We start from the raw sequence: 24,645 nt of genomic DNA on the forward strand, positions 1-24,645 counted from the left end.
TTTTTGTTCTCATTGCGGTAATTCCAAGAATTTGTAAAACACTCCCTTTGGTCTATAAAGCTTTGATTAATTTTAATGATTGTTCATTTTTTTGTTTGTCCAAAAAAAACGGAACCGTACTCCCCCAGCTAAATTTTCTCCAAGGCTTCGAAAATTTTACGCTGGGGAAGCACTACACTGCAAAAAAGAAGTTCTTAAAAACGATAAATCTGCTAAGAACCATCATACGTCAATTTCCTACGCTAGATAAATTTTTTTATCACAGGTCTCAGGGTGACGAAAGAACTTTTAGGACAGAAAACGGATATACATTAATTTAGTCTCTCTAAATACAATTAAAGGATTATAACTTTTTATTCTATAAATAATAGATTTAAAATTTATTTAATAAACCAAACTTTATTAATAAATTAATCTTCTTAGATCCTTTTAAATTTTTAATTGTACTTCTTAGTTCGTTTAACTCATCCATTTCATAAAAAAAATTTTCAAAGTATTTTTTTAAAACTCGTTGCCTTTCCTCCATAATTATCTGTTCATTTTGATTATCTGCACTGATCCCATCCGAATAATAAGTACTAAGAAGGTTATCAACTTTTTTATAACTACAATTAAATTTAAAAAGTGCTAAAATCAAAAATTTCCAGTCTGACACTATCTTTAAATTTTCATCATATAAAGAAATTTCAGCAAATAAAGTCTTTTTTATAAAAACACATTGGTGGCATAAAGTACCATAAAATAGATCTGTAAAACGTAGATGACTAGGATATGAGATTATGTGTACATTGTTTTTATTTATAATCTGGATATTAAAATATACTAAATCGAAAAATCCTAATTCATGGATATTTTTAGATAGTACTTGATTACCAAATAAATGATCCCCACTGTTCAAAAACAACAAATACTCGCCATTGGCTGCTTTTATTCCCTTGTTCATCGCATTGTAAATCCCGGAATCCTTTTCACTTACCCAATAGTCAATTTTATTACTATGGCTTTCAATAAATTCCCTGCTCCCATCTATGGAACCTCCATCGATAACTATATATTCAAATTTCTGCCAGATTTGCCCAAAAATACTGAACATTGTCCTTTTGAGACCTTCAACATCATTTAGGTTTACCGTTATAAATGAAATTAGTGGCTTTTCAGGCATTTTGTTTCATAAATTTATGCTTATACACGTCTTTTATCCCCTCTTCCAACCCGATCGTATGTTTCCAATCCAAACTATGGCTCAAACTTACATCAAGTAACTTTCTTGGGGTTCCATCCGGCTTTTCATTATTCCATATCAACTTTCCTTCATAACCAACAATATCCTTTATTAGTAAAGCTAGGTCATGAATAGATATATCTTTCCCTGTTCCAATATTCACACTTATATTTCCTTGATACGTTTGCATTAAATGAAAGCAGGCTTCCGCTAGATCATCTACATGCAAAAATTCCCGCAAAGGAGTGCCTGTTCCCCACAGTTCCACAGGCTCATGGTAACCTGTTTTTTCATGGCAAATCTTTGCTTCATGAAATTTGCGCAGCAAGGCAGGTGAAACATGAGCAGTATTTAAATCGTAATTATCATTGGGTCCATATAAATTGGTGGGCATTACAGAGATGAAATTACACCCATATTGCCTATTGTAATTTTCACACATTTTTACTCCAGCTATCTTCGCAATGGCATAAGGCTCATTGGTGGGTTCGAGTTCCCCTGTTAGCAAATAAGATTCTTTAATGGGTTGTGGGGCCAGTTTTGGGTAAATACACGATGATGCCAAAAACAACAATTTTTTAACCTTGTGCAAATAACTTTGATGGATCATATTGTTCTGGATCATCAAATTCTCATATAAAAACTGGGCTCTATATTTATTGTTGGCTTCTATCCCCCCAACCTTGGCAGCAGTTAAGAAAACATATTCGGGTTTTTCCTCTTCAAAAAACGCAATAACTGCCTGTTGATTTTTAAGATCGAGTTCTTTAGATGCTTTCTTTACGAGATTTGAATATCCTTCCTTTTCCAATTTCCTTACAAGTGCAGAACCCACCATTCCAGTATGACCTGCAACGTATATTTTAGAATCTTTCTCCATTTGTTGCGAATTTACCCGAATTAAAATGAATTAACTCTAATTAAAAATAATTTTGAGAGGAAGTTCGTAGTTGAACCTTTGAATCTTGAACTTTGACCTTTTATTTTTTACTCATTATAATTCAAAGTATCGTGTCCTCCATCTTTCAAGTATTTCTCTTTCTTAAATAATTTTAAGTCTGCCATCATCATATCTAAAACCAATTCATCTATAGAATGTGTTGGTTCCCAATTCAATTTCTCTTTACATTTTGTGGCATCCCCAATTAGCATATCAACTTCTGTGGGTCGATAATATTTTGGATCTATCTTTATCACCACTTTTCCAACTGGTAGCTGATATTCTGGATTGGTACAAGACGCTATCTTTCCTATTTCATTTTCCAATTTACCCTCGTGTTCCAAACTGACTCCTACTTTGGCAAATGCTAAATTTACAAATTCCCTAACCGAAGTTGTTACCCCCGTAGCGATCACAAAATCCTCCGGCTCATCTTGCTGAAGCATTAACCACATAGCCAAAACATAATCTTTTGCATGGCCCCAGTCTCTTTGTGCATCCAGATTCCCAAGATACAAAACATCCTGCATCCCTAAAGCTATTCTGGAAGCTGCCCTCGTGATTTTTCTAGTTACAAAGGTTTCTCCCCTAAGCGGAGATTCATGGTTAAATAAAATTCCATTACATACAAACATGCCATAAGCTTCCCATAGTTTACCGTGATCCAATAGGCGTATAATGTGGCTACCCCATAGGGACTTCTTGGATAAAATGGTGTATTCTCGGTTTGAGGGCTTTCTTGTACTTTTCCATATAATTCTGAAGTAGAGGCTTGATATATCTTTGTTTTTTTTAGAAAGACCTAACAATCTAACCGCTTCCAAAATACGTAAAGTGCCCAAGCCATCTATATTACCGGTATACTCCGGAGTATCAAAACTCACCTTTACATGGGCCATCGCTCCAAGGTTGTAGATCTCATCGGGCTGTACCTCCTGGATAATATGGGTAAGGTTTAGAGGGTCGCTTAAATCTCCATAATGCAATTTAAATCTAATATTTTTCTCATGCGGATCTTGGTATAGATGGTCTATCCTATCTGTATTGAACGAAGAACTCCTTCTTTTAATGCCATGAACTACATACCCCTTGCCTAAATAATTCTGCTAAATATGTGCCGTCTTGTCCTGTGATGCCTGTTATAAGAGCTGTTTTCACTTGTACTGGATTAGATTTTATCGTTATTTTCAAGAATATTCTTAAACAATTTGTGGTACCTCTCCGCCTGAATTTTATGATCGTATTTAGCTAGTGCCTCCTTTCTGATTTTTTTACTATCAAACTTTTCAGGATCATTTAAAAATTCGGTTAAAGTTTCTACCAACGCATTAGCGCTTATTTCTTTGGTTAATAAGCCATTTTTTCCGGGTTCTATCATATCTGGAATGCCACCAACAGGGAAACCAATTACAGGGGTGCCACACATTAATGATTCTAAAACCGTGTTTGGCAAATTATCCATAATAGAAGGAATTACAAAAATATCGGCTGCAGAGTAGGCAACGCTCATTAATCTTTCGTCTTTAATAGATCCTAATTCTATAATATCATTGTCAGACTCAAGTTCAGCGTTTTTACTTCCAATAGCACATAAAATTAAATTTTCCATCTTAATTTGTTTAATGGCTCTCTTAAGAAACTCAAAACCTTTACGAGGGATGCTTGTTGAATCTGCAACAAACAAAATCATTACTTTATCTTGGGGAATATTCAATAATTTTCTGGAAAATGCTTTATCCCTGGGCGCAAATATTTGGGGATCTAAACCATACGGAATACATTGTACATCCATCCCCTTAAAGACTTCGCTATTTCTAGCCTCATTTGCCAACCAATGGGAAGGCGCCACAATTGTTAAATTTTTAAAATATTCTAAAGCATTTTTTTTAATTTGAACAACTTTTTCAAATTCTTGTTTTTCGAAACCGGTAATTAATCTTTTTATTGGATAACCTTCTTCATCCAACCCTGAAAAAAGTTCGGTATAATGTTCCCCTCCAGAAAACGGATTCATATCATGGAGGGTCCATACAACAGGTTTTTTGTTGTTTTTAAAAAAACTTTTATAATCCAGGAAATTTGCTACCCAATGAAGGTTTACAATATCGGCCTCTTTGTAAGCTGATGTTTGCATGATATCAAAATTGGACGCAGGATAACTAAACATTTCCAATTTAGAAGCTCTTTTCCAAACAAAAGGGGTTTCTTTTAGAGGAGGGTTAGAATACAAATTAAGCTCTTTTAAAACCTTTTTTAAGCCCTTCTTTGCTTTTTGAAGTTTAGTGATTTTAAGCTGCAGTGGTTTGGCAATTTCTGCTGATGGAAGATTTTTCGTTTTCTTCTGTAAAAGTAAACTTGTTTTTACCCCGTTCTTAATTAATCCTTTATATAATCTAATACAGGAATTTGCAGCTCCTCCTTTATCGTAGGTATTTACAATTAAGATTTTCATAATTTTCTTCCCTCAATAAATAAAGAATCGGGTTTTCTAATTTCCTTATTAACTACATCTAGTTTATATTTCTCCCAATCTTTAATTCTGCTTTCAAAAGCATTACATATTCTAATATCTGCAAAACCAACTTTTTTTAAGAGTTCTGTTAGTGAATAACGGTCATACATCCACTGATGAATTTCGCCAGATAATCTAAAGTTACCGGTATATACTATTTCTGCTTCAGGAATAGGTTCCTGAAGTTTAACTTTTTTTAGCAACCAAAATATATATCGTTTGATAAGTTTCTTAACCTTCTTCTTTCTGGAAGGTCTATATAAAGATTTATTTCCAACTGGCCTTTCCTTATTTTGTTCGGATAAAAAGGCTTCCCTGATATTTTTTCCTTCTAACCCAATCCTATTAAAGACATATTCTTCATTTGGTATAAAAGCTTGATGAAGATATTTCCCCATTTCACCGCCAGATTTATTTCTTACCATTTGGTCAAACAATTCTAGCTTTATCCATTCATAATTATGTCTAGCATCATTACCTCCTTCAATTGCCAAATTTAAATTGCGTAAATATTCTATTGCTATGGTTTCCAAATCTGGGACTGCAACCCTCATAATACCATTCTTTTTCAAAACCCGATTACATTCTTTCATTAGTTCCTCTCCATCCTTTTTTGAAAAATGTTCTAAAACATGGGAATGGTATACCACCTCCATAGAAGCGTCATTCAGGGGAATTCCCTTTAATAAATTATGCTCTATTACATATTCACTGCTAGAGGTGAAATCTATATTAGTCCAATCTTTATGATAGCTATTCCCACATCCTAAATTTAAAAACTTCATATTTTGTTATTGGTTTTTATTTCTTCCTTATAACCAAAAAAATTTAACTGAAAATCCATATTGTTATATGGTATAAGACCTAAAAAGGGTGATTTCAGGGAATTATTTCCTGGGATTGACATATAAATTCTAAACTTAGCCCTTGTTAAAATGTTTACGATTTCATTAAGGGTTTGGGGTTGGTCTACAAACGAATGATATTCAACGAAAATCCTTTCAACTTTACAAAGATCGTCTTCGATGTCTTTTAAAACAATTGTTTCTGCACCTTCTATATCCAGCTTTAAAAAATCTACAGGTTGATTTAAATATTCTTTAAGTGAGATAGTTTCAATTTCTAAGGGGGAAACCCGGGAATTATCTAAAGTTGTTATCAAACCAGCATCCGCACCCTCAGAGAAAAAGTTTAATTTTGATTTGCTGTCCCAAAGTCCTTTTTGTACCAATTCAATGTTTTGAAAATTAAATACTTCAATGTTATTTTTTAATATTTTAAAAATTTCGGGATCGGGTTCAAAAGCTATTATTTTAGCATTAGGATATAGCTCTTTGAAATATATTGCTGCTAATCCAATATTTGCTCCTCCATCAATTATATAGGGTTCAGAATTAGTAGTGATGAATTTATAAATTTCTTCCTCAAAAATCTCTCTATACATAAACCGAAAAGAGGCATTATCTGGGATAATTAATTCCTTACCATTTAGCTCAATTGTTGTCTTGGTATAGCGTGGTAGTTGTAATAATTTCGGGGTTTTGTTTGTTGAATTGCCGGTTTTACGTTTTAATAAATCAATTATTTCACGGGCAATTAATTTTCTTAATTTTTTTTTAAGATTTATTTTTTGTTTAAATTTTTTACGTTTATATTTTTCAAGTAAAACATTTAAAAACCCTTTTAATTTATCTTTTCCGGAATTTATATTATAAACCATTTTAGAATCATAGTTATGGGCACTGATATCAACTGTAATAATTTTTGGCGACTTTATTAATCCAATATCCTCAGTTTCTAGATTAGCTAACAAACTTAAATCTTTTGTATGAGTGGCTTCTTTACTGAAGCCGATATTACTGATCAAATTAGTATTTGGAACAACAGTTAATCCGTTATTTTTCCAAATTGTAAATAGCCACTGGTAATCCCAGGTGTCTATTTCTTTTTGCTTAACTTTTTCAAATAATTTTAACCAATATTCTTTGAAATTTTTTCTTTTATCTATTTTCTCAAATAATTTATTGCTTTTAAGCTCCTCTAATTCTCCCAAATCGAAATCATAATGTTTCCATGCCCTTCTCCAGCTAGCCCAACCCCAAACATACACGTAATGTGAAAAATAATAGGACGCATCGCCTCTTCGAATTCCATTTTGGAAATTATCACCACTTATCGCATAAATATTCTCATTATGTTTATACTTATTAAGTAAAGTTTCGCAATACATAAAAAAACTAGGATGCGGCAAACAATCATCTTCCAAAATAATTCCTTGTTCTACATTTTCAAAAAACCAATCTATAGCAGATGAAACCCCTTTTCCACAACCTAAATTCTCCTTCCTGAATAAAGTTTTTACTTCACAATCCCAATCTATCCCATTCAAAACTAACTCTCTTGCCTTTCTGCACTTATCAATATCATATTCAACACCTGGCCGAGGGCCATCAGCTGCAACAAATAAAAATTTAGGCTTCTGTTTTTTAATCTCTTTAAAAACCCTAGATGTTATATCTGGGCGATTAAAAATGATAAAAAGAATTGGGGTATTAAACATTTTAAAAAAACAATCAAATTAATTTAAGACTTTGAAAATGCAAGTATTTACTGTTTTTGCAAAAAACACATAACCCTTAGAAATCAAAAAAATATAAATTTCGCTTTTCTGAATTTCATCAATTGATTTCATTTCCAGTAATTCTATTAAAATAATTAAAGGTTTATATTTTATCCAATTATTGGATTTCAAAACATGTAAATCTAAACCTTCAACATCTATATTCATGAAGTCAATTTGCTTTTCTTCTGAATTGTATTTATCTAATACATCTACTAAAGGAAATACCTTTAATTCTTTTTTCGCAATAACTTTATAATTAGTATCTAATTGATACCTATCAGCATTTAATGTATCAAAAGTATTAAGGGCTGGTTCATTAAAAATATGAAATGTCAATATTTCTTCTTTATCTGAAACTGCAATTTCAACATTAATATCTCCAGGCCTTAATTCTTTAAATTTAACCATACTACCAGGCATGGCATCAATATTAATCCCTCTCCACCCCATCTTATAAAATAAATAGGTATTAGAAAACCTTTGAGGATGATGGGCTCCAACATCTATATAAAATCCTGTTTTTTGGCCTTCAAATATTCTTTTTAAAATTAAATCTTCTCCTTCCTGTGAATATGATAGAGTTGAAAAAGAGTCCAATTCTCTAACTTGATTTTTTATAGGCTCCTGATACATTTTTAGGATCTTAATTGGAGTTATTTTAAAAATAAATTTTTTCAATTCACTAAATCCCATTCCCCTTTTATTAGAAGTTTCGACTTACCATTAAAACCAAGATTTCCTGTTTTGTAAAAATCACCTTTTATAACAATAAATTTACCTAATGGTTCTTTTGGCCAATCTGATTCTATTTTATCACATTCAATTCGTCCTTTTACAATATATGCTCCTTCATTTAAAGCTAATTCTGGAATAACACATTTGATTGTATATTCACCATCTTCAGTTACTTGTATAGTTTTGTTTTGGTAAGAATTATAAAGAACTGTTATTAATTCATCATCCAGGGTATGAATAGAAAATCCTAAGTCAATATTTGAAATATTAGTGAGATTCCTCACATCAATTTTAAAAGAAAATTTAATTGTATCTCCATTTAATACATTTTCAATTATTTGCCCATTTCTATGCTCAATTTGAAAGCTTCGAAATTTTACTATACCCGTGCCACTCCGGTCTCTAATTGAACTAAGATCCTTTTGAATTATTTGCTTTTCATCTGAAAGATAACAATTGATCGCATTTTCAGTTTCCCCATCAAATACAGATGTTCCGTTTTCTAATACTATACCACGGTCACACAAACTTTTTACACTAGCCATATTATGGCTTACAAACAGCACTGTTCTCCCTTCTCCATGAGATAAGTCCTGCATTTTACCAATCGCTTTTTTTTGGAACTCGGCATCTCCAACCGCCAAGACCTCATCTACCACCAAAATCTCGGGTTCTAGGTGCGCGGCGACAGCGAAACCAAGACGCACCGTCATCCCACTGCTATATCTTTTTACCGGGGTATCTATATACATCTCGCAGCCCGAAAAATCTATGATTTCGTCTAGTTTTCTTTTAATCTCTGTTTTAGTCATCCCGAGAACCGCACCATTCATAAAAATATTCTCCCGCCCGGTGAGCTCCCCGTGAAATCCCGTTCCAACCTCTAATAAAGAAGCAATCCTTCCCTTGGTTTTTATATAACCTGTGGTAGGAGAAGTTACGCGGGATAAAATTTTAAGCAAAGTGGTTTTTCCTGCCCCATTTTTACCTATTATTCCCAATACCTCCCCTGTCTTTACTTCAAAATTTATATCCCGTAAAGCCCAAATGTAATCTTCAGTCGCCTTTGAGCTCCTATCATTAACCGCACCTATTTTGAGATATGGATCTTCCTTACCTCTTACGCCGTGCCACCAACGATTAAGATCATGGCTGAGTGTTCCCGTACCAACCTTACCAAGCCGGTATTGTTTGGAGATATTTTCAGCTTTTAAAATTATGCTCACTAAATTTATTTTTTTTTAGTTAAAAGACCAATTATTTTTGGGAAGATACAAAAATCCCCCTTTTCTTTTCTTTGACGAGAAGGAGTTGTGAGTTAGAAAACTTGCTTAGTAGTACAATGATTTTTGTAAATTATTAATTGGCTTCTTGTAAACTTTTTGTTAATTGAATCCGGCAATAATCTTTCGTTTTTCAAGGCCCAGCGCTTGAATTTATTTTTTCTTTCTCCCCAGCCAAACAACCGGCTAAACCTCTCCAAGGTTCCCACAGGAATTATTTCCACTTCCTTAAAAAATTCTTCCCCCGCTTTTTCCCAATGTTTGGAATTAAAACTTCTATCTGGATGAGGATCTTCTTCTTTCCATCTAGCAAAAGCTGTTTTATTGAATTTAGAAGGCCTGCCCCCAATGGGAACATGCCAACGGATCTCATCCAAGATCTTTGAATTAACCGCGGGTTCAAAAAAGCGGGCTTCCCCCTCGGGCTTTAACAGCCTGGCAGTCTCCTTCAAAAATAATTTCTCTACTGGGATCGTTAAATGATGTAAAAAGGCTTTTCCTATCACAAAATCAAAGCTATGAGATGACAGTTTGTTTTCCAAAAAATCTCCATCTACAAATTGGATTGGAAATTTAAAAGTAAAATTATCGTTTACCTGTTTTATAATTTCGCCACTTGCCGATGCGATGTCATTGGCATACACCTCGGCACCCAAAGCAGCCATTACTGCCGCATTGGTACAATCGCCACAGCCCATCTCCAATACTTTCTTCCCTTTTATTTTCTCCCGAAAATTGTTTTGATAAAGACCAAACCAACTGGTTTCGGTAGTGGTCGCAGCGTCGAGAAATTTATCGAGGTTATTTATCCAATGAAGGATATTGCTGATAGGATAATTGGCATACAATGTTTCGTAGTGTGCCTTATTTTTTTCCTGATTTAGATCTTTCTCTTCCATTAATTACTTAAATCAGCAAGGTATAATTTTAATTTTTCTTCCCTCTTCACTTTTGACTTTTGACTTTTCACTCCTCACTCCTCACTCTTCTCTCTTATCCCAACCAAACGGACAAACCTCCATCAATCCATCACATAATTTCTCAACTTTCCCAACTGCTGGTAAGGCAGGATATTTTTCAAACAAATCCTCAATTTCTTGCAAAAACATTTTTTTGCCCAGAAATTCAACCTGATAATAAGGAATTTCCACAGATTCAAAATAATCCCTATACTTGATTCCATCGCCAAAAATTTTATCTGAAAACTCCACCCAAATACTGGGAATTCCATAAGCATGGGAAACAATTATTCCGTGTAAAGAAGAAGATATAGTTTTTTCACAGCTCAAAATTTGTTTGGTGACTTCTTCTATATCCATCGTCATGAGATCGATGACCAGAATTTCAGGATCATTTTTAAAATTTTCTACCACCCATTTATAGTCATGATAATGCGGTGTGATACCTAATTTATATTTTTTCTCAATTTCGGGATAATAACATTTTGGCAGTAGCAATGCCGGATCTCCATAAACTTCAGGGCACTCATAACCCAACTCCATTAAAAATTTTCTGGTTTGTGGACCTCGTACTGCACGAAAATCTGCCTTTTCAATTGTTTGTTCCTTATTAATAATGCCACTTCCCCACACAATACTGTTTTTTGTAGCGTGGTGTATGATACTGCCAATAGCTAAATAATTTTTTTTGTTCCACTTATACCAAGGCTGTTTTTTGGGATGTATCCATCTTGTTTCTTTTCCCGAAATTTTCTCTACTAGATATTTGGAAAGCAGATCGCCATAATTTTCTTTTTTCTTAAAGATAAATTTTATCTCGCTCCAGTAAAACAATGGAATGCTTTGGGATGACATCAAATTTAGATTTTCTTAAATTCAAAAGTAATGATTTTTGTTTAGTGTGATTCGTTAATTTGGGATTGGTTAATTCGGGATTCGTAATTTGTTGATTTTAGAATTCTATCTCCTCTCTATCTTTCCACTTATCTCACCTTCTTCTGTTTTCTTTCCCATTTAGGAACCAGGGGTTTAACGAGCTATCCTAATTCCCCACGTTGCTCCTTTACTACATCACATCATCACTCCGTCACATCATAACATTTTCCCTATATTTGAACAAGCCAAAACCATTACCCGACTTGAAATCAAAAAAAATCTTCATCCTGCTTCCCGATGGCGTCGGCTTACGAAATTTCGCTTTTACATCTTTTGTTAAGATAGGAGAACAAATGGGTTGGAACGTGATATTCTGGAATCAAACCCCTTTTGACCTCACCGAATTGGGTTACAAAGAACTCAAACTTCACGGAAAACCTCGCGCTTACACCGATCTTTTAAAACGGGCGAAAATCAATGTGGAGCTGAATTATTTTGAAAAAAAATTTAAAGATAAAGTATACCAAACCTACAAATTCCCTTCCTCCAATAAAGGCATAAAATCCAAAATTAAAAATACAATTGTTACTCAACTCACTAAAATATATAAAGGAGAAAAGGGACTGCAAAAATTACGGGGGAAATTAAAAGCATCCGAAAGAAAATCCGCTTTTTATAAACATTGCAAAGGAGTTTTGGAAAGAGAAAAACCAGATTTTATATTTTGCACCAATCAGCGGCCGGTAAATGCTATTGCCCCCTTAACCGCAGCACAAGACCTGGGGATTCCCACCAGCACTTTTATTTTTTCCTGGGACAATCTTCCCAAGGCAACCATGGTTGTAGAACCAGATTTCTACTTCGTGTGGAGCGAATATATGAAAGATGAATTACTTACGTATTATCCTTTTATTAAGCCAGACAATATCTTTATTACCGGGAGCCCACAGTTCGAACCTCATTTTAATTTGGGCCTTAGAAAGGCAAGAGAAGATTTTTTTCGAGAGAACAACTTAAATCCCGTTAAGGAATATATTTGTTTTAGTGGGGACGATAAAACCACTAGTCCAGATGATCCTCATTATTTACGGGATGTAGCAACAGTAATAGAGAAATTAAATAGTAATGGGGAAAACATTGGAATTATATTTAGGCGATGTCCTGTGGATTTTTCTGATAGATATGATAATGTTTTAAATAAATATCAAAATATGATAGTTTCCCTGGTTCCCAAATGGAAACAAGTTGGTGAGAACTGGAATGCAGTTATCCCAACTAAAGAAGATCTTCAATTACAAATAAATACCATTCTTCATACAGAAGCAGTTATAAATTTAGGCTCCTCAATGGTTTTCGATTATACATTACTAAACAAGCCCTGTCTATATTTAAACTACGATGTTGAAAAACAGATGGATTCCAATTGGTCATCAAAAAAGATTTATAAGTTTGTGCATTTTAGATCTATGCCAAATGGGAAAGAGGTTATTTGGTTAAATTCCAAAACAGAAATTGCACCTAAGCTAAATTTAATTCTAACTAACTCAAGAGAGACCGTTAATCATGCTAAAAATTGGTTCAAAAAAATAAATCTTTCTCCGCCAGAAAAAGCTTCTGAAAGAATCTGGGAGGAAATTGATAAAATCGCAAAAAAATGCACTTAGGCTTTTTAACCTCCGAATACCCACATCCTAAAACGAATCCTGCCGCGGGGATTGGCACCAGCATTAAAAACATGGTTACAGCCCTAGTGGAAAAAGGGGTGAAAGTTTCTCTATTTATCTACGGCCAGACAAGAGATGAGGTTTTTATTGAAGACGGAATAAAATTTCATTTGATAAAGCAGCAAAAATATATGTTTCTAGGCTGGTACCTGCACCGGAAATTTCTTCAGCATTACCTCAACAAAGCAATTGTACAAGACAAAATAGGCGCTATTGAAGCCCCTGACTGGACCGGGATTACCGCTTTTATGAATCTCAAATGTCCGCTAGTAATTAGAATGAATGGCAGTGACACCTATTTTTGCCATCTTGAAAACCGGGCGCAGAAAAAAAAGAATTTCTGGTTTGAGAAAAAAGCATTTACAGGAGCAAATCACCTGCTTTCTGTGAGTGAATTCACCGCGAAGAAAACCACAGAACTTTTCAGCTTAAAAAAAGAAATTGAAGTCATTCCCAATTCGGTGGATATAAACTATTTTAAACCCAACAATACCGAGATTGAACCTAATACCATTCTTTATTTTGGAAGCATCATCAGAAAAAAAGGGATTTTGGAACTAGCAGAAATCTTTAACCTTATAGTGGAGGCGAAACCAACAGCCAGGCTTCTTTTTGCAGGAAAAGATGTAAAAGATCATTTTACAGGCAGTTCCACCAAACAATTGATACTTGATAAACTTTCTCCAGTAGCCAAGAAAAACACAGCATCGCTTGGCGTGCTTCCTTATGAAAAGGTATTAACACAGATTGGCAAAGCCCAAGTAATTGTACTCCCCAGTTTTGCGGAAGCTTTACCAATGACGTGGATAGAAGCAATGGCGATGGAAAAGGCAATGGTAACATCAAATATTGGCTGGGCAAAAGAAGTGATGATAGATGGTATAACCGGGTTTACTGTAGACCCAAAAGAGCATCAGGAATACGCTAGGAAAGTCCTGCAATTATTGGAAAATCCTAAGCTTGCAAAGGAAATGGGAAAATCGGCCCGGCAACAGGTGGTAGCTAAATTTTCTACGCAAGTGGTTGTAGAAAGGAATATTGAGTTTTATAAAAGTGTGATTAAAAAAAGTTAAGGGATCTCATGAGTGTGGTTCATACTATGAGATTGCTTCAGTCGCCTTTGCGGCTCCTTCGCAAAGACGATAAGTACGTCTATGCGAGCGAAAATGGAAACATTCAACTCAGTCGAAATATAATTGAGCGATGCAATCTCATGTGAGGAGTCCCGCTCGTGAGATTGCTTCAGTCGCCTTGGCGGCTCCTTCGCAAAGACGGTGAGAAGTGGCAACTCCTTCGCAATGCTGAAGGAAACGACTTTGCGAGCGAAAACTAGAAGTATTCAACCTACATAAAATACAACTGAACGATGCAAACCCTTTTTTGGAGTTGGTATCATGAGATTGCGTCAGTCGCGAGGCTCCCTCGCAAATCGATAGTAATTGCGTCGGTCATGATTGCTTCAGTCGCTTGGCTCCTTCGCAACTCCTTCGCAAATGGGTAGAGATTTCTTTGGTCGCAGTACTTATTTTCGTTGAAACCAATTTTCAATTTTTAGTTTCTTCAGATATTTAAAATCTTTTATGTTATCAGTTACTAAAGTTAAATTATTTACGATTGCGGTAACTCCAATTATTAAATCAAACTCATCGTGCATTGGCGTACCATTATTTCTTAAGCGAACTTTTTCTTCAGCATATTTTTCGACAACTCCATAAATTGGTATTACTGATAATCCGCTGATAAATTTAGAAACGGCTTGATGAGATTTATTTGGATTCTCACTGTTTTCCGCACCATATTTTAGTTCAAACACAGTTAATTCTGAAATAAAGCAATTCTCAATACCTATACTTCTTATTAATTCGTCAAGATTCAATTTTCCACGAAGGAAAAACACGCAAGTATTCGTGTCCAGTAAATACTGCATAAATGATTAAAATTTCAAATCTTCACGATTAAACTTTCTACTCTCTTTAATTTCTTTAGAGATTTTTTCTGCTGAATTTTCAGAACCAAAGGCTCCAAAAGAATTAAAGAAATCCCTATCCCTACTTTTCCGGTCTTTTTTCAGGGATTTCGCAAGTTTTTCTAATAATTCAATCTTACTAATCCAATTTAGTCCCTCAAAAAGATCTGAATAGGTATTTACGATATATTTTTCGGCAACTGTCATTATTATAACTTTTATTCAAATATACTAAATTTTAATTTTTGTCGGGACTGTTGTCTTGTATTGTCACCAACAGTTGGGATTGATTCAAAATGGTCGTGTAACAGGATTTGCAAGCGAACAGGTGGTAGCAAAGTTTTTTACGGAGGTGGTGGTTGAGAGGAATATTGGGTTTTATAAAAGTGTGATTAAAAAAAACATTCTGTCTTAACAATTATAGGATTGCGTCGGTCGTGAAATACTCCTTCGCAAAGACGATAAGTACGTCTTTGCGAGCGAAAACCAGAAACCTTCAATCAACATAAAATATAACTGAGCGACGCAATCCCATATTTGGAAATAAACATCATGAAATTGCCGCGGTCGTGATTGCTTCGGTCGCAGAGGCTCCCTTGCAACTCCTTTGCCGCTCCTTTGCAATGAGTGGTGAGTAAATGAAATCCAACTAATTAAAATTAAACACCCACCCATCTGACAGATCCTTCCACTCTGGATTTAAGGAATTAATCAATTTTTCCTTGTTAGCTCTGCTACCGGCCTTCAGTTTCTTTTCATAAGAAATCGCTTCTATAATACTAGAAAACTCTTTGAAATATACCAATTGATCACAATTATATATCGAGGAAAAACCTATATAAGCTTTTGTTTTATGTTGGTAAATCCTTTTAACTAGATTTGAAGTCACCCCAGTATAAAGTACCGTGTGATTTTTGTTAGTAATAATATAAACCGCGGAAAATTGCATTTTTAAATATACATATTATATAGATAATTTATTTACTCAAGTTTCAACCCTTGGGAACGTCATTGCGAGCGAAAGCCAAAAGCCTTCAAATTAGTTGAAAATCCGGTGAGCGAAGCAATCCCATCTTTGGAGTTAACATCATGGGATTGCCGCAGTCGTAAAAACTCCCTCGCAATGACGGGTGGGAAGAACGCAACGGTCGTAAAGACTCCTTCGCAATGACGGGTGAAATCCTAAATTATATCTTTTTGTATTATTTGATAATCCATTACCTTTAACTCCAAACCGTCAATAAATGCCCAAACGTAAAATCTGCGTGGTAGTTACTGCCCGACCTTCTTATAGCAGAATAAAATCTGCTTTAACAGCTATTCAAAATCATCCGGATCTGGAATTACAATTAGTAATTGCCGGTTCGGCCTTGCTAGATAGGTATGGAAATGCAGTAGATTTTATTGAAAAAGATGGATTTCCAATTGCTGCCAAGGTATTTATGGTGCTTGAAGGTGAAAACCCCACCACCATGGCCAAAACCACTGGGCTTGGGGTGATGGAGCTTACCAATGTGTTCTACAACCTTAAACCCGATGCTGTTGTTACCATTGCCGACAGATTTGAAACTATTGCAACTTCCATTGCAGCGGCATATCAGAATATCCCACTCGTACATATTCAGGGCGGGGAAGTAACTGGTAGTATCGATGAAAAAGTTAGGCACGCAAATACGAAGCTTGCAGACCTTCATTTAGTAGCAAGTGAAGATGCCAGGGAACGCGTTATCAAACTAGGTGAAAATCCTGAAAAAGTCATTAATACCGGATGCCCTTCTATAGATCTGGCAAAAGAAATTTCCAAGTCTCCAAATCTTGATTTTAACCCTTTAGATAAATATGGAGGTGTTGGTGCTCAACTTAAGTGGGAAAATGGCTATATAGTCGTAATGCAACATCCTGTAACCACTGAATATAAGGAGTCTAAGAATCATATTCAGGAGACGTTAAAAGCCATAAAATCTTTAAACTATCCCACATTCTGGTTCTGGCCAAATGTAGATGCCGGTTCCGATGGGACTTCAAATGGGATCAGGGCTTTTCGAGAACTGGAACAGCCTACCAATATCCATTTCTTTAAAAACATGGAACCTTTGGATTTTTTGAAATTACTTAGCAATTCCAAAGCACTTGTTGGCAATTCCAGTGCTGGCCTAAGGGAATGTGCCTATTTAGGTCTTCCAGTAGTAAATATAGGGAACCGCCAATTCCGAAGGAATCGTGCTGAAAATGTTACTGATGTTTCTTATAATCAGATAGAAATAGAATCTGCAATAAGAACAGCTATAAATTCAAGAAGTTTTGAAGTTTCTACAATATATGGAAATGGAGATGCTGGCGCCAAAATAGCCAACATTCTTGCAACTACAGAATTGACCTTCAGCAAAACAATAACCTATTAAAGAGCTACTTTATACATTATAAATTCCAAAATTAACAGGGCAATGAAAGTACTAGGAATAATCCCAGCTCGAGGCGGAAGCAAAGGAATCCCAAAGAAGAATATCAAATTATTGGGAGGAATCCCATTATTGGAATATACGGCCAAATCTGCTTTGGCTTCAAAATTACTTAGCCGGGTGATACTTAGTTCTAATGATAATGAAATTATTGAAGTTGCAAAAAAAATAGGTTTAGATGTCCCTTTTATACGGCCAGAAAATTTATCCCAAGATGACACTCCCTCCCTTTCCGCAATTAAACATGCCCTGGCATTTTTTGAAGCCAAAAATGAAAAATTTGATGCAATTTGCCTATTACAAGTTACTACCCCATTTAGAGAGGAAGGCCTCATCGATAAATCCATCCAAAAATTCGAGAGCGAAAATTTGGAGTGCCTAATTTCAGTAAGGGAAGTACCCACCGATTTTAATCCGCATTGGATATTTGAAGCAGACGCTAATAATCATCTTAAAATCGCAACCGGAGAAGATAAAATAATTTCCAGACGACAAGATTTACCAAAAGCTTTTCATCGCGATGGTGCCATTTATATTACCAAGACAGATGTCATATTAAATCAGGATTCACTTTATGGAAATTCCATAGGCTATATAGAATCTAAAAATAATTTCTATGTAAATATAGATACCCAAAAGGATTGGAACCTAGCTGAAGATATAATCAAAAAAACAGAAGGCTAATGTGCGGAATAGCGGGTATAATTTCTTCCGAAGCATCGGAAAAGGATCTTAAAGCAATGCTAAAAAAACAAGTTCATCGCGGTCCAGATTACACGGGAATTTTTATAGATGAGGGTTTTGCTGCACTAGGACACAACAGGCTTGCAATTATCGACCTTTCTCCAGATGCAAATCAACCATTTACCGATATTTCTGGGAGGTACCAACTCACCTTCAATGGCGAGATCTATAATTATAAAGAACTTAAAGAGGAATTAAAAAACTCTTACCATTTTAAAACCACTTCGGACACAGAAGTACTGCTTGCAGCTTATATTAAATGGGGCAAGAAATGTTTGGACAAATTTATTGGCATGTTTGCTTTTACAATTTGGGACATCAAGGAAAAATCGCTTTTTGCAGCCAGGGATCGGTTTGGGGTAAAACCTTTTTTTTATACTCAGGAAAACGGTTTCTTATACTTCAGCAGTGAGATCAAGGCTATCCGCTCGGTTTTAAAACGAAATTTACCCAACGAAAAAGTGTGGGCCACTTATTTTACTTATGGCTCTTATGGATTGCCAGATGAAACATTTTTTGAAGATATCCATCAACTTCCAGGAGGCCATTTTTTAACATTTTCCAATGAGAAATTAGTAATAAAGAAATGGTATAATTTTACGGAAGCAGTGTCAAAGATCGATACTAAAAATAGCTTTGAAGAAGCAAAGAATATTTATTTGAGTCTTTTAAAAGATAGCATCGCGCTTCGGTTTAGAGCCGATGTTCCTCTTGGTTTTAATATTAGCGGGGGCGTTGATAGTTCATTGCTTCTTGCCTTGGTTAATGAATTTGAAGATAAAAAAAGGATCAATGCCTATACCTTTTATACGGGAGATTTAAAATATGATGAACTCCCCTGGGTAGAAAAAATGATTTCTACTACCAAAAACCCACTTACAAGTGTAAAATTTGTTGCTAGGGAAGTTGAAAATTCAGCAAAATTAATAGCAGAAATACAAGATGAACCTTTTGGGGGAATCCCCACGCTGGCCTATTCCAAGATTTTTGAACAGGCGCAAAAAGATGGGATAAAAGTTTTGCTGGATGGACAGGGCATGGATGAGCAATGGGCTGGTTATGATTATTATCTTCCAAAAACCGATTCTCAAAACATCATTCAGGGAGTAGGAAATAACAGTCCGTACAAACCCAATGTCTTAACTGATAAACTAAGATTACTTGCGGAGAAACCATCTTATCCCCAACTTTTTGACAACAACCTTCAAAACAAGCAATTCCGGGACCTGTTTTATACCAAAATTCCCCGTGCACTTAGATTCAATGACCGGATCTCTATGGCGTATAGCACAGAACTTCGGGAACCCTTCCTAGATCACCGACTTGTAGAGTTCGCTTTTGCCCAACCTCCAGAATTTAAAATTCATCATAGGGTTCAAAAATATATGCTTAGGGAAATTTTGAAATCTGTGGCTCCCCAGGATATTTCCTTTGCTCCCAAACGCCCTTTGCAAACTCCTCAACGAGAATGGCTAGGAGAAGAACTTAAAGAATGGGTAGAGTCAAACTTAGCAAACCTTAAGGATTTAGATTGGTTCGATAATAATCAAATCGAAAAAGAATGGCAGGCCTATCTCGTTGGGAACCAAGAATCAAGTTTTCATATTTGGCAATTGGTGAATGCTGCGATGTTATTAAAATAAACAGTTATCAGTTATCAGAAAATAAAAAGTTAATCCGTAAATTAAAAGTTTTATTGTAAATTTCTCACTACTCACTACTCACTACTCACTACTCACTCCTCACTACTCACTACTCACTACTCACTACTCCTTCACTACTCACTCCTTCACTACTCACTCCTTCACTCCTCACCCTATACAGTATCTATAAAATTCTTTTCCGTACGATTAAAGACTACCAATCCGAATAAAAACAAGGATATTGAAATTATCAACGTATAAGTGAATCCAAACCACGTAAATGTTCCAGTATCTAGAATCATATATCGGAATCCCTCTATAATTTGGGTCAACGGATTATATTGAACGATCCACGCATAATCCGGCATTTTGTTTTCAACTTCACTCAAGGGATAAGGTACAGCAGAAAAATAAACCAATAATGAAGTTGCAAATCCCACCAGAACCGTAAGATCCCTATATTTTGTTGTAAAGGCAGAGATGATCATTCCAAGACCCAAGCCAAGCATAGCCATCATTATAATATAAATGGGAAGCAAAAGAAGATTAAGATTGGGACTTATTTCGACTCCGCTCCAAACCACATAAATGTAAGAAACCAGCAATACCAAAAGCTGAATCCCAAATTTGAACAAGTTTGTTATCACATTCGAGAGAGGCATGATTACTCTTGGAAAATATACCTTACCAAAAATTCCGGCATTGGCCCTAAAAGTATCGGAGGTTCCTGTAAGACACTGGCTAAAGTAATTCCAGGCGGTTATACCTGTAAGGTTAAATAAAAAAGGAGGTACATCACCGGTAGGGATATTGGCAATGTTATTAAACACCAATGTGAATGTAATCGCCGTAAACATTGGCTGTATAAAATACCATAATGGACCAAGAATAGTTTGTTTATAAACGGTAACAATATTCCGTTTCACAAAAAGTATCAAAAGATCCCTATAACGCCAGATCTCCTTAAAATTAAGATCGATCAGTTTTCGTTTGGGGGTTATTTCGTAAAGCCAGTCATTATTCGCTTCGCTCATAAAAGTGAAGAGTGAAGGGTGAAGGGTGAAGAGTCTTCTGTCAAAGGACGAGATTCAAGAGTGAAGGGTGAAGGGGTGTTTTTCATGATGGATGGTTTCATTATGATTTTCTGTTTATATAATTTCTAAAACCGAGCAACATTTTTCGGACTTCGATTATTTTATCAAAAATTTCGTTTTGTTCTTTTATATATTTCAATCTAACGCCAATTAAAAGCTGAGTTTCAATTTCAGCTAGTGACCCAGTTGCCATGTTTATAAAATAAAGTAATTCCTTATCCCCTTTTCGCGCTGATCCCTCAGCTATATTTGAGGGTATTGAAACTGCTGCCCTGCGTAACTGATTAGTCAATCCATACATTTCAGAAGAAGGAAAAGTAGAAGTTAGTAGATAAATTTGTTCTACCAAATCCATAGCTTTTTTCCATACTTCCAGATCCTTATGATTCATTTTTTAATCCTTATTATAATTATCCATTCACTCCTAACTCTTCACCCTTTTCTCTTTCACACTTCACCCCTTCACTCTTCACTTCCAAAACCTATTCAAAATTCCGCATCGCATTTCTCCACCATTTTTTAAACTGGGCAATTTTTCCGGGAGCTTCCCCATAAGCGTTGTATTTATTGTAGGAATAGCCATAACCGTAGCCATAGCCATAGCCATAGCCGTAACCATAGCCATATTTTGCGCGATGTTGGAAATAGTTAAGTACAAAGCTAATATTCTTGATCTCTCCTTTAGAATATTTCTCATTTATAGACTCTAGCATCCCTCTTTTGGTATAATCTTGTCTTATCAAAAATAGCGTGGTATCTGCATATTTAACCAAATTCATGGCATCGGCGACAATTCCAATGGGGGGCGTATCCATTATGATATAATCATATTTCTCCTTTAACTCATTCATTAAAGTTTCCATTTCATCTGTCATCAATAATTCTGAAGGGTTTGGTGGAATGGGTCCTGCCGTCACTACATCCAAAAAAGGAATTTTACTGGGTTGGATGATATCATCTACCGAATTATTGCCGATTAGATAATTTACTACCCCAAGATCGTTGTCCAATTCAAAGTCATCAAAAATCTTAGGCTTACGTAAATCCAGTCCCAATAATACCGTTTTCTTTCCGCTTAATGCAAAAACAGTCGCCAAGTTCATGGCACAAAAGGTTTTTCCTTCCCCAGAAACCGAAGAAGTGATCATTACGGTTTTGGAACCGGTAACACTCAGCTTTTTATACATGAATTGCAAACTACTCCGAATTCCCCGAAAACCTTCTGAAATGGCCGATTTTGGTTTTTCGAAAACCACCAAATTAGAATCCACCTTGTTCTTCCCTATCAACCCTAAAATTGGAATAGGGGACAATCTCGAAACTTCTTGTGCATTTAATACATTGGTATTTAAGAAAACTATAAGAAATACAAAAACCAACGGGATAACAGCCCCCACCAATAATGCCATCACATAGTTTAATTGGGTATTAGGCCCTATTTGACCCCCTCCGGTATCTTTAGCACCGTCTATAATCATTACATCACTTACATTCGCTGCTTTTATCAAACTGGCCTCACTTCTCTTTTCTAAGAAAAGATTATAGGTCTTTTCACTAATACTATATTTACGCTGAATCTTTAAAAGATCTTGCTCTTCCTGCGGCAATTTTTTTATTGCGGCTTCAGATTGAGCAATTTGTCCATTGATAGATCTTAATTCTCCTTGTAACAATCCCGTTGAAGAACTGATATTCTCCAGAAGTACTGTTTTTACAGAATTGATCTGCCTGTCGATATCTGCAAACACCGGGGAGTTTTCTTTTAAGGAATATTGATACTTACTTCGCTCCTGAGATAATTCCAAAATTTTTCCTACCCCAGATGTAATACTTCCTTCATTAATACCTGCAACCGAAGGTGCTGGAACATTGCTATAATCTGTCTTGGTTTGCAAGTAACTTTCTAGTGTATTAAAATAAGCTAGTTGCCTTCTTATATCTTCTTTCCGCACATCAAATCCTGCAAGTTTTGAGGAAATTTGAGAGCTTTCTGCAGAGATATCGAGAATAGCATTCTCATTCCTAAAATCGTTTAATTCGTCCTCAACATCTTTTAATTCCCGAGATTTTACAGCTAAACTGCTGTCTATAAACCTGATTGTTTTTGTGGCGAACAAATTTTTGCGCTCCAACATATTCTCGCTCAGCACGGCAACGGTTCCATTTAAATACTCAACAATCCTCGCTTTATTACCACCGCTCATTGACAAATTTAGCATAGAGCCATTCATATTATCTGCTCCAATGGACACTCCCCGATATTGCCCAACCGCTGAATCAAAATTCAAGAAATTTATATAGAAGGGTTTTGCAACTTGCAAGGCCTGCTTACTCCTATTTATTGCCCCGCTGAAAAAAGGTAATTGAATAGGTTCTCCTACCTTAAAATCCCTGCTGAAATCTTGGGTATCCAAGCTCAAGGAGCCCTTCTCTTTGGTCCCGTAATTTTGAGTGGAAAGTGAAGATGGAATATCAGCTTTTAAATTAAACGTGTTTTCAGATTTAAAAGTAATGGTAATTGGCAAGTTAATAGCCTGAAACCTACTTGTGTCTACTTCAACTATAAATGGAGCAGTCCCATAGGCATCTATTCTCTGATATTCCCCATCGCTTAAATATTGAAGATAATATTGTAGCTTTTCTACCACCTCTTCATTATGGGATCTAGACTTTAAAATTGTGGTTGCCGTACTCACTTTATCTGAAACCCCTCCCCAATTAAAAGTAAGACTTGTATTGGTGGTAAAAAATGGGTTTTGATCGTCTTTTATGGAAATCGAATTCCCCAACTGGTAAACGGGTAGTTTTCTAACATTGTTGTAATAGGCAACTGCCATGCTTATCCCCACAGAAACTAGAATAAGTTGCCAGTAACTTAGAATTTTAAGGATAAATCCCTTAAAATCGAAAGTGGAACCTACGTCCGAGATATGATCATCTTCATTCGCCATAATTATCTTGTGAAAATTAAGATTACAGAAGTCAGCAAAGTAACCACTCCTACAATATCCCTGGCGGTCGCTAAGCCCGTGGTACCAAATCCCAATGCTTTTTGAGGTAATGGATCTACCAAGATTAGATCATTGGGTTGAATATAATAATACGGACTTTTTGTTGCTGTTATCGAAGTAAGATCTATACTATGAATTTTTTCACCTCCCGGGTACTGCCTGATAATTTTAATATTGGTTAAGTCTCCATATTCTGTAACTCCTCCTGCATTTGCCACAGCTTCCATAATGGTTACCTGTTCTTTATATACCACTTGGCTACCAGAGCCTATTTCACCTAATGTTGTATAACGTATTCCTGCCAATTTCACAGTGACAAAAATATTTGCTTCATCTTTAAAATATTGATCCAACAATTCTTTTTCTATTCGTTCCCGCACCTCCTCTACGGTAAAACCCATGACATTGATCTCACCTAAGGACGGAATCCTAATATTACCATGCGGATCTACCAAAAAGCCATCATAATATAAACGTTGTTCTCCTGTTGCACTTACATTAGCTTCATTAATTGGATTAAACATGCCAACCAATTCCTGATCGAGGGCTTTTACACGAATGCTCAAAAGGTCATTTATCTGGATCCTATATGGTTTTTGAAGACGCTGAATTTGAACAATACTATCAGCCGCTGTTGCATCCTGCTGTAAATAGGTGATCTTCTTTGTGGAAATGCAAGAGGTGAAACTTAAAACCACAATTCCAATTAATGCTAATAATTTATAATTCATAAGCGGGGAGCGATGTAAATAAATTCAGCAACACTTGATGCAGTGCATAAGTTTATGCAATTCATAATAGTTAAATATACCACGAAAGTTAAACCTGAAAAACAAATATAACGGTTGTGGGCT

21 protein-coding genes and 1 pseudogene are annotated in these 24,645 nt (G+C 35.5%); 5 read left to right on the top strand and 17 right to left on the bottom strand.

Features of this window, described 5'->3' with window-relative positions; genetic code table 11:
• Nucleotides 1-373 precede the first annotated feature (373 nt).
• From JM83_RS02495 to JM83_RS02540, 10 genes and pseudogenes are all read right to left on the bottom strand, one after another.
• Complete coding sequence (locus JM83_RS02495; protein WP_144959061.1) at nucleotides 374-1,162, bottom strand: glycosyltransferase family 2 protein; 789 nt, start codon at nucleotides 1,160-1,162, stop codon at nucleotides 374-376.
• Nucleotides 1,155-2,102 carry a GDP-L-fucose synthase family protein gene (locus JM83_RS02500; protein ID WP_144959063.1) on the bottom strand — a complete coding sequence of 316 codons (948 nt, stop codon included), beginning with the start codon at nucleotides 2,100-2,102 and terminating at the stop codon, nucleotides 1,155-1,157. The genes JM83_RS02495 and JM83_RS02500 overlap by 8 nt, the downstream gene beginning before the upstream one ends.
• A 107-nt stretch (nucleotides 2,103-2,209) precedes the next feature.
• Nucleotides 2,210-3,320 (bottom strand): annotated as a pseudogene (gmd, locus tag JM83_RS02505) (GDP-mannose 4,6-dehydratase).
• A 10-nt stretch (nucleotides 3,321-3,330) separates the two neighbouring features.
• A complete protein-coding gene (locus JM83_RS02510) occupies nucleotides 3,331-4,614 on the bottom strand; it encodes a glycosyltransferase (RefSeq protein ID WP_144959065.1) in 1,284 nt (427 codons plus the stop codon).
• The gene (locus JM83_RS02515) at nucleotides 4,611-5,459 is read right to left on the bottom strand and encodes a class I SAM-dependent methyltransferase (RefSeq protein WP_144959067.1); all 849 of its coding nucleotides are present in this window, start codon (nucleotides 5,457-5,459) and stop codon (nucleotides 4,611-4,613) included. Before JM83_RS02515 ends, JM83_RS02510 begins: the two co-directional genes overlap by 4 nt.
• Complete coding sequence (locus JM83_RS02520) at nucleotides 5,456-7,234, bottom strand: FkbM family methyltransferase (RefSeq protein ID WP_144959069.1); 1,779 nt, start codon at nucleotides 7,232-7,234, stop codon at nucleotides 5,456-5,458. The genes JM83_RS02515 and JM83_RS02520 overlap by 4 nt, the downstream gene beginning before the upstream one ends.
• Nucleotides 7,235-7,252: 18 nt before the next feature.
• A complete protein-coding gene (locus tag JM83_RS02525; RefSeq protein ID WP_144959072.1) occupies nucleotides 7,253-7,990 on the bottom strand; it encodes an FkbM family methyltransferase in 738 nt (245 codons plus the stop codon).
• Nucleotides 7,972-9,258 (bottom strand): ABC transporter ATP-binding protein, encoded by a 1,287-nt coding sequence (locus JM83_RS02530; protein ID WP_144959074.1) that lies wholly within the window; start codon nucleotides 9,256-9,258, stop codon nucleotides 7,972-7,974. The genes JM83_RS02525 and JM83_RS02530 overlap by 19 nt, the downstream gene beginning before the upstream one ends.
• 92 nt (nucleotides 9,259-9,350) lie before the next feature.
• Nucleotides 9,351-10,214 carry a class I SAM-dependent methyltransferase gene (locus JM83_RS02535; protein WP_144959076.1) on the bottom strand — a complete coding sequence of 288 codons (864 nt, stop codon included), beginning with the start codon at nucleotides 10,212-10,214 and terminating at the stop codon, nucleotides 9,351-9,353.
• Nucleotides 10,215-10,295: 81 nt separating this feature from the next.
• Nucleotides 10,296-11,129, bottom strand: coding sequence for a polysaccharide pyruvyl transferase family protein (locus JM83_RS02540; protein ID WP_144959078.1), 834 nt, complete (start codon nucleotides 11,127-11,129; stop codon nucleotides 10,296-10,298).
• A 284-nt stretch (nucleotides 11,130-11,413) separates the two neighbouring features.
• On the opposite strand from JM83_RS02540, the gene JM83_RS02545 reads away from it, so the two are divergent.
• Nucleotides 11,414-12,814 carry a UDP-glycosyltransferase gene (locus JM83_RS02545; RefSeq protein ID WP_144959080.1) on the top strand — a complete coding sequence of 467 codons (1,401 nt, stop codon included), beginning with the start codon at nucleotides 11,414-11,416 and terminating at the stop codon, nucleotides 12,812-12,814.
• Entirely contained in the window at nucleotides 12,805-13,947 is a 1,143-nt protein-coding gene (locus JM83_RS02550; RefSeq protein ID WP_144959082.1) for a glycosyltransferase family 4 protein, read from the top strand. Before JM83_RS02545 ends, JM83_RS02550 begins: the two co-directional genes overlap by 10 nt.
• Before the next feature lie 449 nt (nucleotides 13,948-14,396).
• On the opposite strand, the gene JM83_RS02555 is transcribed toward JM83_RS02550, so the two are convergent.
• The 3 genes from JM83_RS02555 to JM83_RS02565 all read right to left on the bottom strand — a co-directional run bounded on the left by JM83_RS02555 (nucleotide 14,397) and on the right by JM83_RS02565 (nucleotide 15,789).
• Nucleotides 14,397-14,801: a type II toxin-antitoxin system VapC family toxin gene (locus JM83_RS02555; RefSeq protein ID WP_144959084.1), complete on the bottom strand. Its 405-nt coding sequence runs from the start codon at nucleotides 14,799-14,801 to the stop codon at nucleotides 14,397-14,399.
• A gap of 6 nt (nucleotides 14,802-14,807) precedes the next feature.
• A complete protein-coding gene (locus tag JM83_RS02560; protein WP_144959085.1) occupies nucleotides 14,808-15,047 on the bottom strand; it encodes a hypothetical protein in 240 nt (79 codons plus the stop codon).
• A 442-nt stretch (nucleotides 15,048-15,489) separates the two neighbouring features.
• Nucleotides 15,490-15,789, bottom strand: a complete 300-nt coding sequence (locus JM83_RS02565; protein ID WP_144959087.1) for a GIY-YIG nuclease family protein — start codon at nucleotides 15,787-15,789, stop codon at nucleotides 15,490-15,492.
• 295 nt (nucleotides 15,790-16,084) lie between these two features.
• Between JM83_RS02565 and neuC the strand changes: the two genes are divergently transcribed.
• Genes neuC through asnB form a run of 3 tightly spaced genes read left to right on the top strand, consistent with a single transcriptional unit; the run spans nucleotide 16,085 to nucleotide 19,686 of the window.
• Nucleotides 16,085-17,242, top strand: coding sequence for a UDP-N-acetylglucosamine 2-epimerase (gene neuC / locus JM83_RS02570; protein WP_144959089.1), 1,158 nt, complete (start codon nucleotides 16,085-16,087; stop codon nucleotides 17,240-17,242).
• A gap of 42 nt (nucleotides 17,243-17,284) precedes the next feature.
• Complete coding sequence (locus tag JM83_RS02575) at nucleotides 17,285-17,983, top strand: cytidylyltransferase domain-containing protein (protein ID WP_144959091.1); 699 nt, start codon at nucleotides 17,285-17,287, stop codon at nucleotides 17,981-17,983.
• Nucleotides 17,983-19,686, top strand: coding sequence for an asparagine synthase (glutamine-hydrolyzing) (gene asnB / locus JM83_RS02580; protein ID WP_144959093.1), 1,704 nt, complete (start codon nucleotides 17,983-17,985; stop codon nucleotides 19,684-19,686). Before JM83_RS02575 ends, asnB begins: the two co-directional genes overlap by 1 nt.
• A gap of 173 nt (nucleotides 19,687-19,859) precedes the next feature.
• On the opposite strand, the gene JM83_RS02585 is transcribed toward asnB, so the two are convergent.
• The 4 genes from JM83_RS02585 to JM83_RS02600 form a co-directional block, all read right to left on the bottom strand.
• On the bottom strand, nucleotides 19,860-20,720 hold the full coding sequence (locus JM83_RS02585; RefSeq protein WP_144959095.1) for an ABC transporter permease: 861 nt from the start codon (nucleotides 20,718-20,720) through the stop codon (nucleotides 19,860-19,862).
• A 100-nt stretch (nucleotides 20,721-20,820) separates the two neighbouring features.
• Nucleotides 20,821-21,171: a four helix bundle protein gene (locus JM83_RS02590; RefSeq protein ID WP_144959097.1), complete on the bottom strand. Its 351-nt coding sequence runs from the start codon at nucleotides 21,169-21,171 to the stop codon at nucleotides 20,821-20,823.
• Nucleotides 21,172-21,262: 91 nt separating this feature from the next.
• Nucleotides 21,263-23,731 (bottom strand): exopolysaccharide transport family protein, encoded by a 2,469-nt coding sequence (locus JM83_RS02595; RefSeq protein WP_144959099.1) that lies wholly within the window; start codon nucleotides 23,729-23,731, stop codon nucleotides 21,263-21,265.
• 2 nt (nucleotides 23,732-23,733) lie between these two features.
• Nucleotides 23,734-24,522 carry a polysaccharide biosynthesis/export family protein gene (locus JM83_RS02600; protein ID WP_144959101.1) on the bottom strand — a complete coding sequence of 263 codons (789 nt, stop codon included), beginning with the start codon at nucleotides 24,520-24,522 and terminating at the stop codon, nucleotides 23,734-23,736.
• Nucleotides 24,523-24,645 lie beyond the last annotated feature (123 nt).

This window comes from Gillisia sp. Hel_I_86 (assembly GCF_007827275.1).
GTDB lineage: Bacteria > Bacteroidota > Bacteroidia > Flavobacteriales > Flavobacteriaceae > Gillisia.

Coding starts and splice junctions, on each gene's coding strand:
- JM83_RS02495 (WP_144959061.1), bottom strand. CDS start 1,162: ATGCCTGAAAAGCCACTAATTTCATTTATAACGGTAAACCTAAATGAT.
- JM83_RS02500 (WP_144959063.1), bottom strand. CDS start 2,102: ATGGAGAAAGATTCTAAAATATACGTTGCAGGTCATACTGGAATGGTG.
- JM83_RS02510 (WP_144959065.1), bottom strand. CDS start 4,614: ATGAAAATCTTAATTGTAAATACCTACGATAAAGGAGGAGCTGCAAAT.
- JM83_RS02515 (WP_144959067.1), bottom strand. CDS start 5,459: ATGAAGTTTTTAAATTTAGGATGTGGGAATAGCTATCATAAAGATTGG.
- JM83_RS02520 (WP_144959069.1), bottom strand. CDS start 7,234: ATGTTTAATACCCCAATTCTTTTTATCATTTTTAATCGCCCAGATATA.
- JM83_RS02525 (WP_144959072.1), bottom strand. CDS start 7,990: ATGGGATTTAGTGAATTGAAAAAATTTATTTTTAAAATAACTCCAATT.
- JM83_RS02535 (WP_144959076.1), bottom strand. CDS start 10,214: ATGGAAGAGAAAGATCTAAATCAGGAAAAAAATAAGGCACACTACGAA.
- JM83_RS02540 (WP_144959078.1), bottom strand. CDS start 11,129: ATGTCATCCCAAAGCATTCCATTGTTTTACTGGAGCGAGATAAAATTT.
- JM83_RS02550 (WP_144959082.1), top strand. CDS start 12,805: ATGCACTTAGGCTTTTTAACCTCCGAATACCCACATCCTAAAACGAAT.
- JM83_RS02555 (WP_144959084.1), bottom strand. CDS start 14,801: ATGCAGTATTTACTGGACACGAATACTTGCGTGTTTTTCCTTCGTGGA.
- JM83_RS02560 (WP_144959085.1), bottom strand. CDS start 15,047: ATGACAGTTGCCGAAAAATATATCGTAAATACCTATTCAGATCTTTTT.
- JM83_RS02565 (WP_144959087.1), bottom strand. CDS start 15,789: ATGCAATTTTCCGCGGTTTATATTATTACTAACAAAAATCACACGGTA.
- neuC (WP_144959089.1), top strand. CDS start 16,085: ATGCCCAAACGTAAAATCTGCGTGGTAGTTACTGCCCGACCTTCTTAT.
- JM83_RS02575 (WP_144959091.1), top strand. CDS start 17,285: ATGAAAGTACTAGGAATAATCCCAGCTCGAGGCGGAAGCAAAGGAATC.
- asnB (WP_144959093.1), top strand. CDS start 17,983: ATGTGCGGAATAGCGGGTATAATTTCTTCCGAAGCATCGGAAAAGGAT.
- JM83_RS02585 (WP_144959095.1), bottom strand. CDS start 20,720: ATGAGCGAAGCGAATAATGACTGGCTTTACGAAATAACCCCCAAACGA.
- JM83_RS02590 (WP_144959097.1), bottom strand. CDS start 21,171: ATGAATCATAAGGATCTGGAAGTATGGAAAAAAGCTATGGATTTGGTA.
- JM83_RS02595 (WP_144959099.1), bottom strand. CDS start 23,731: ATGGCGAATGAAGATGATCATATCTCGGACGTAGGTTCCACTTTCGAT.
- JM83_RS02600 (WP_144959101.1), bottom strand. CDS start 24,522: ATGAATTATAAATTATTAGCATTAATTGGAATTGTGGTTTTAAGTTTC.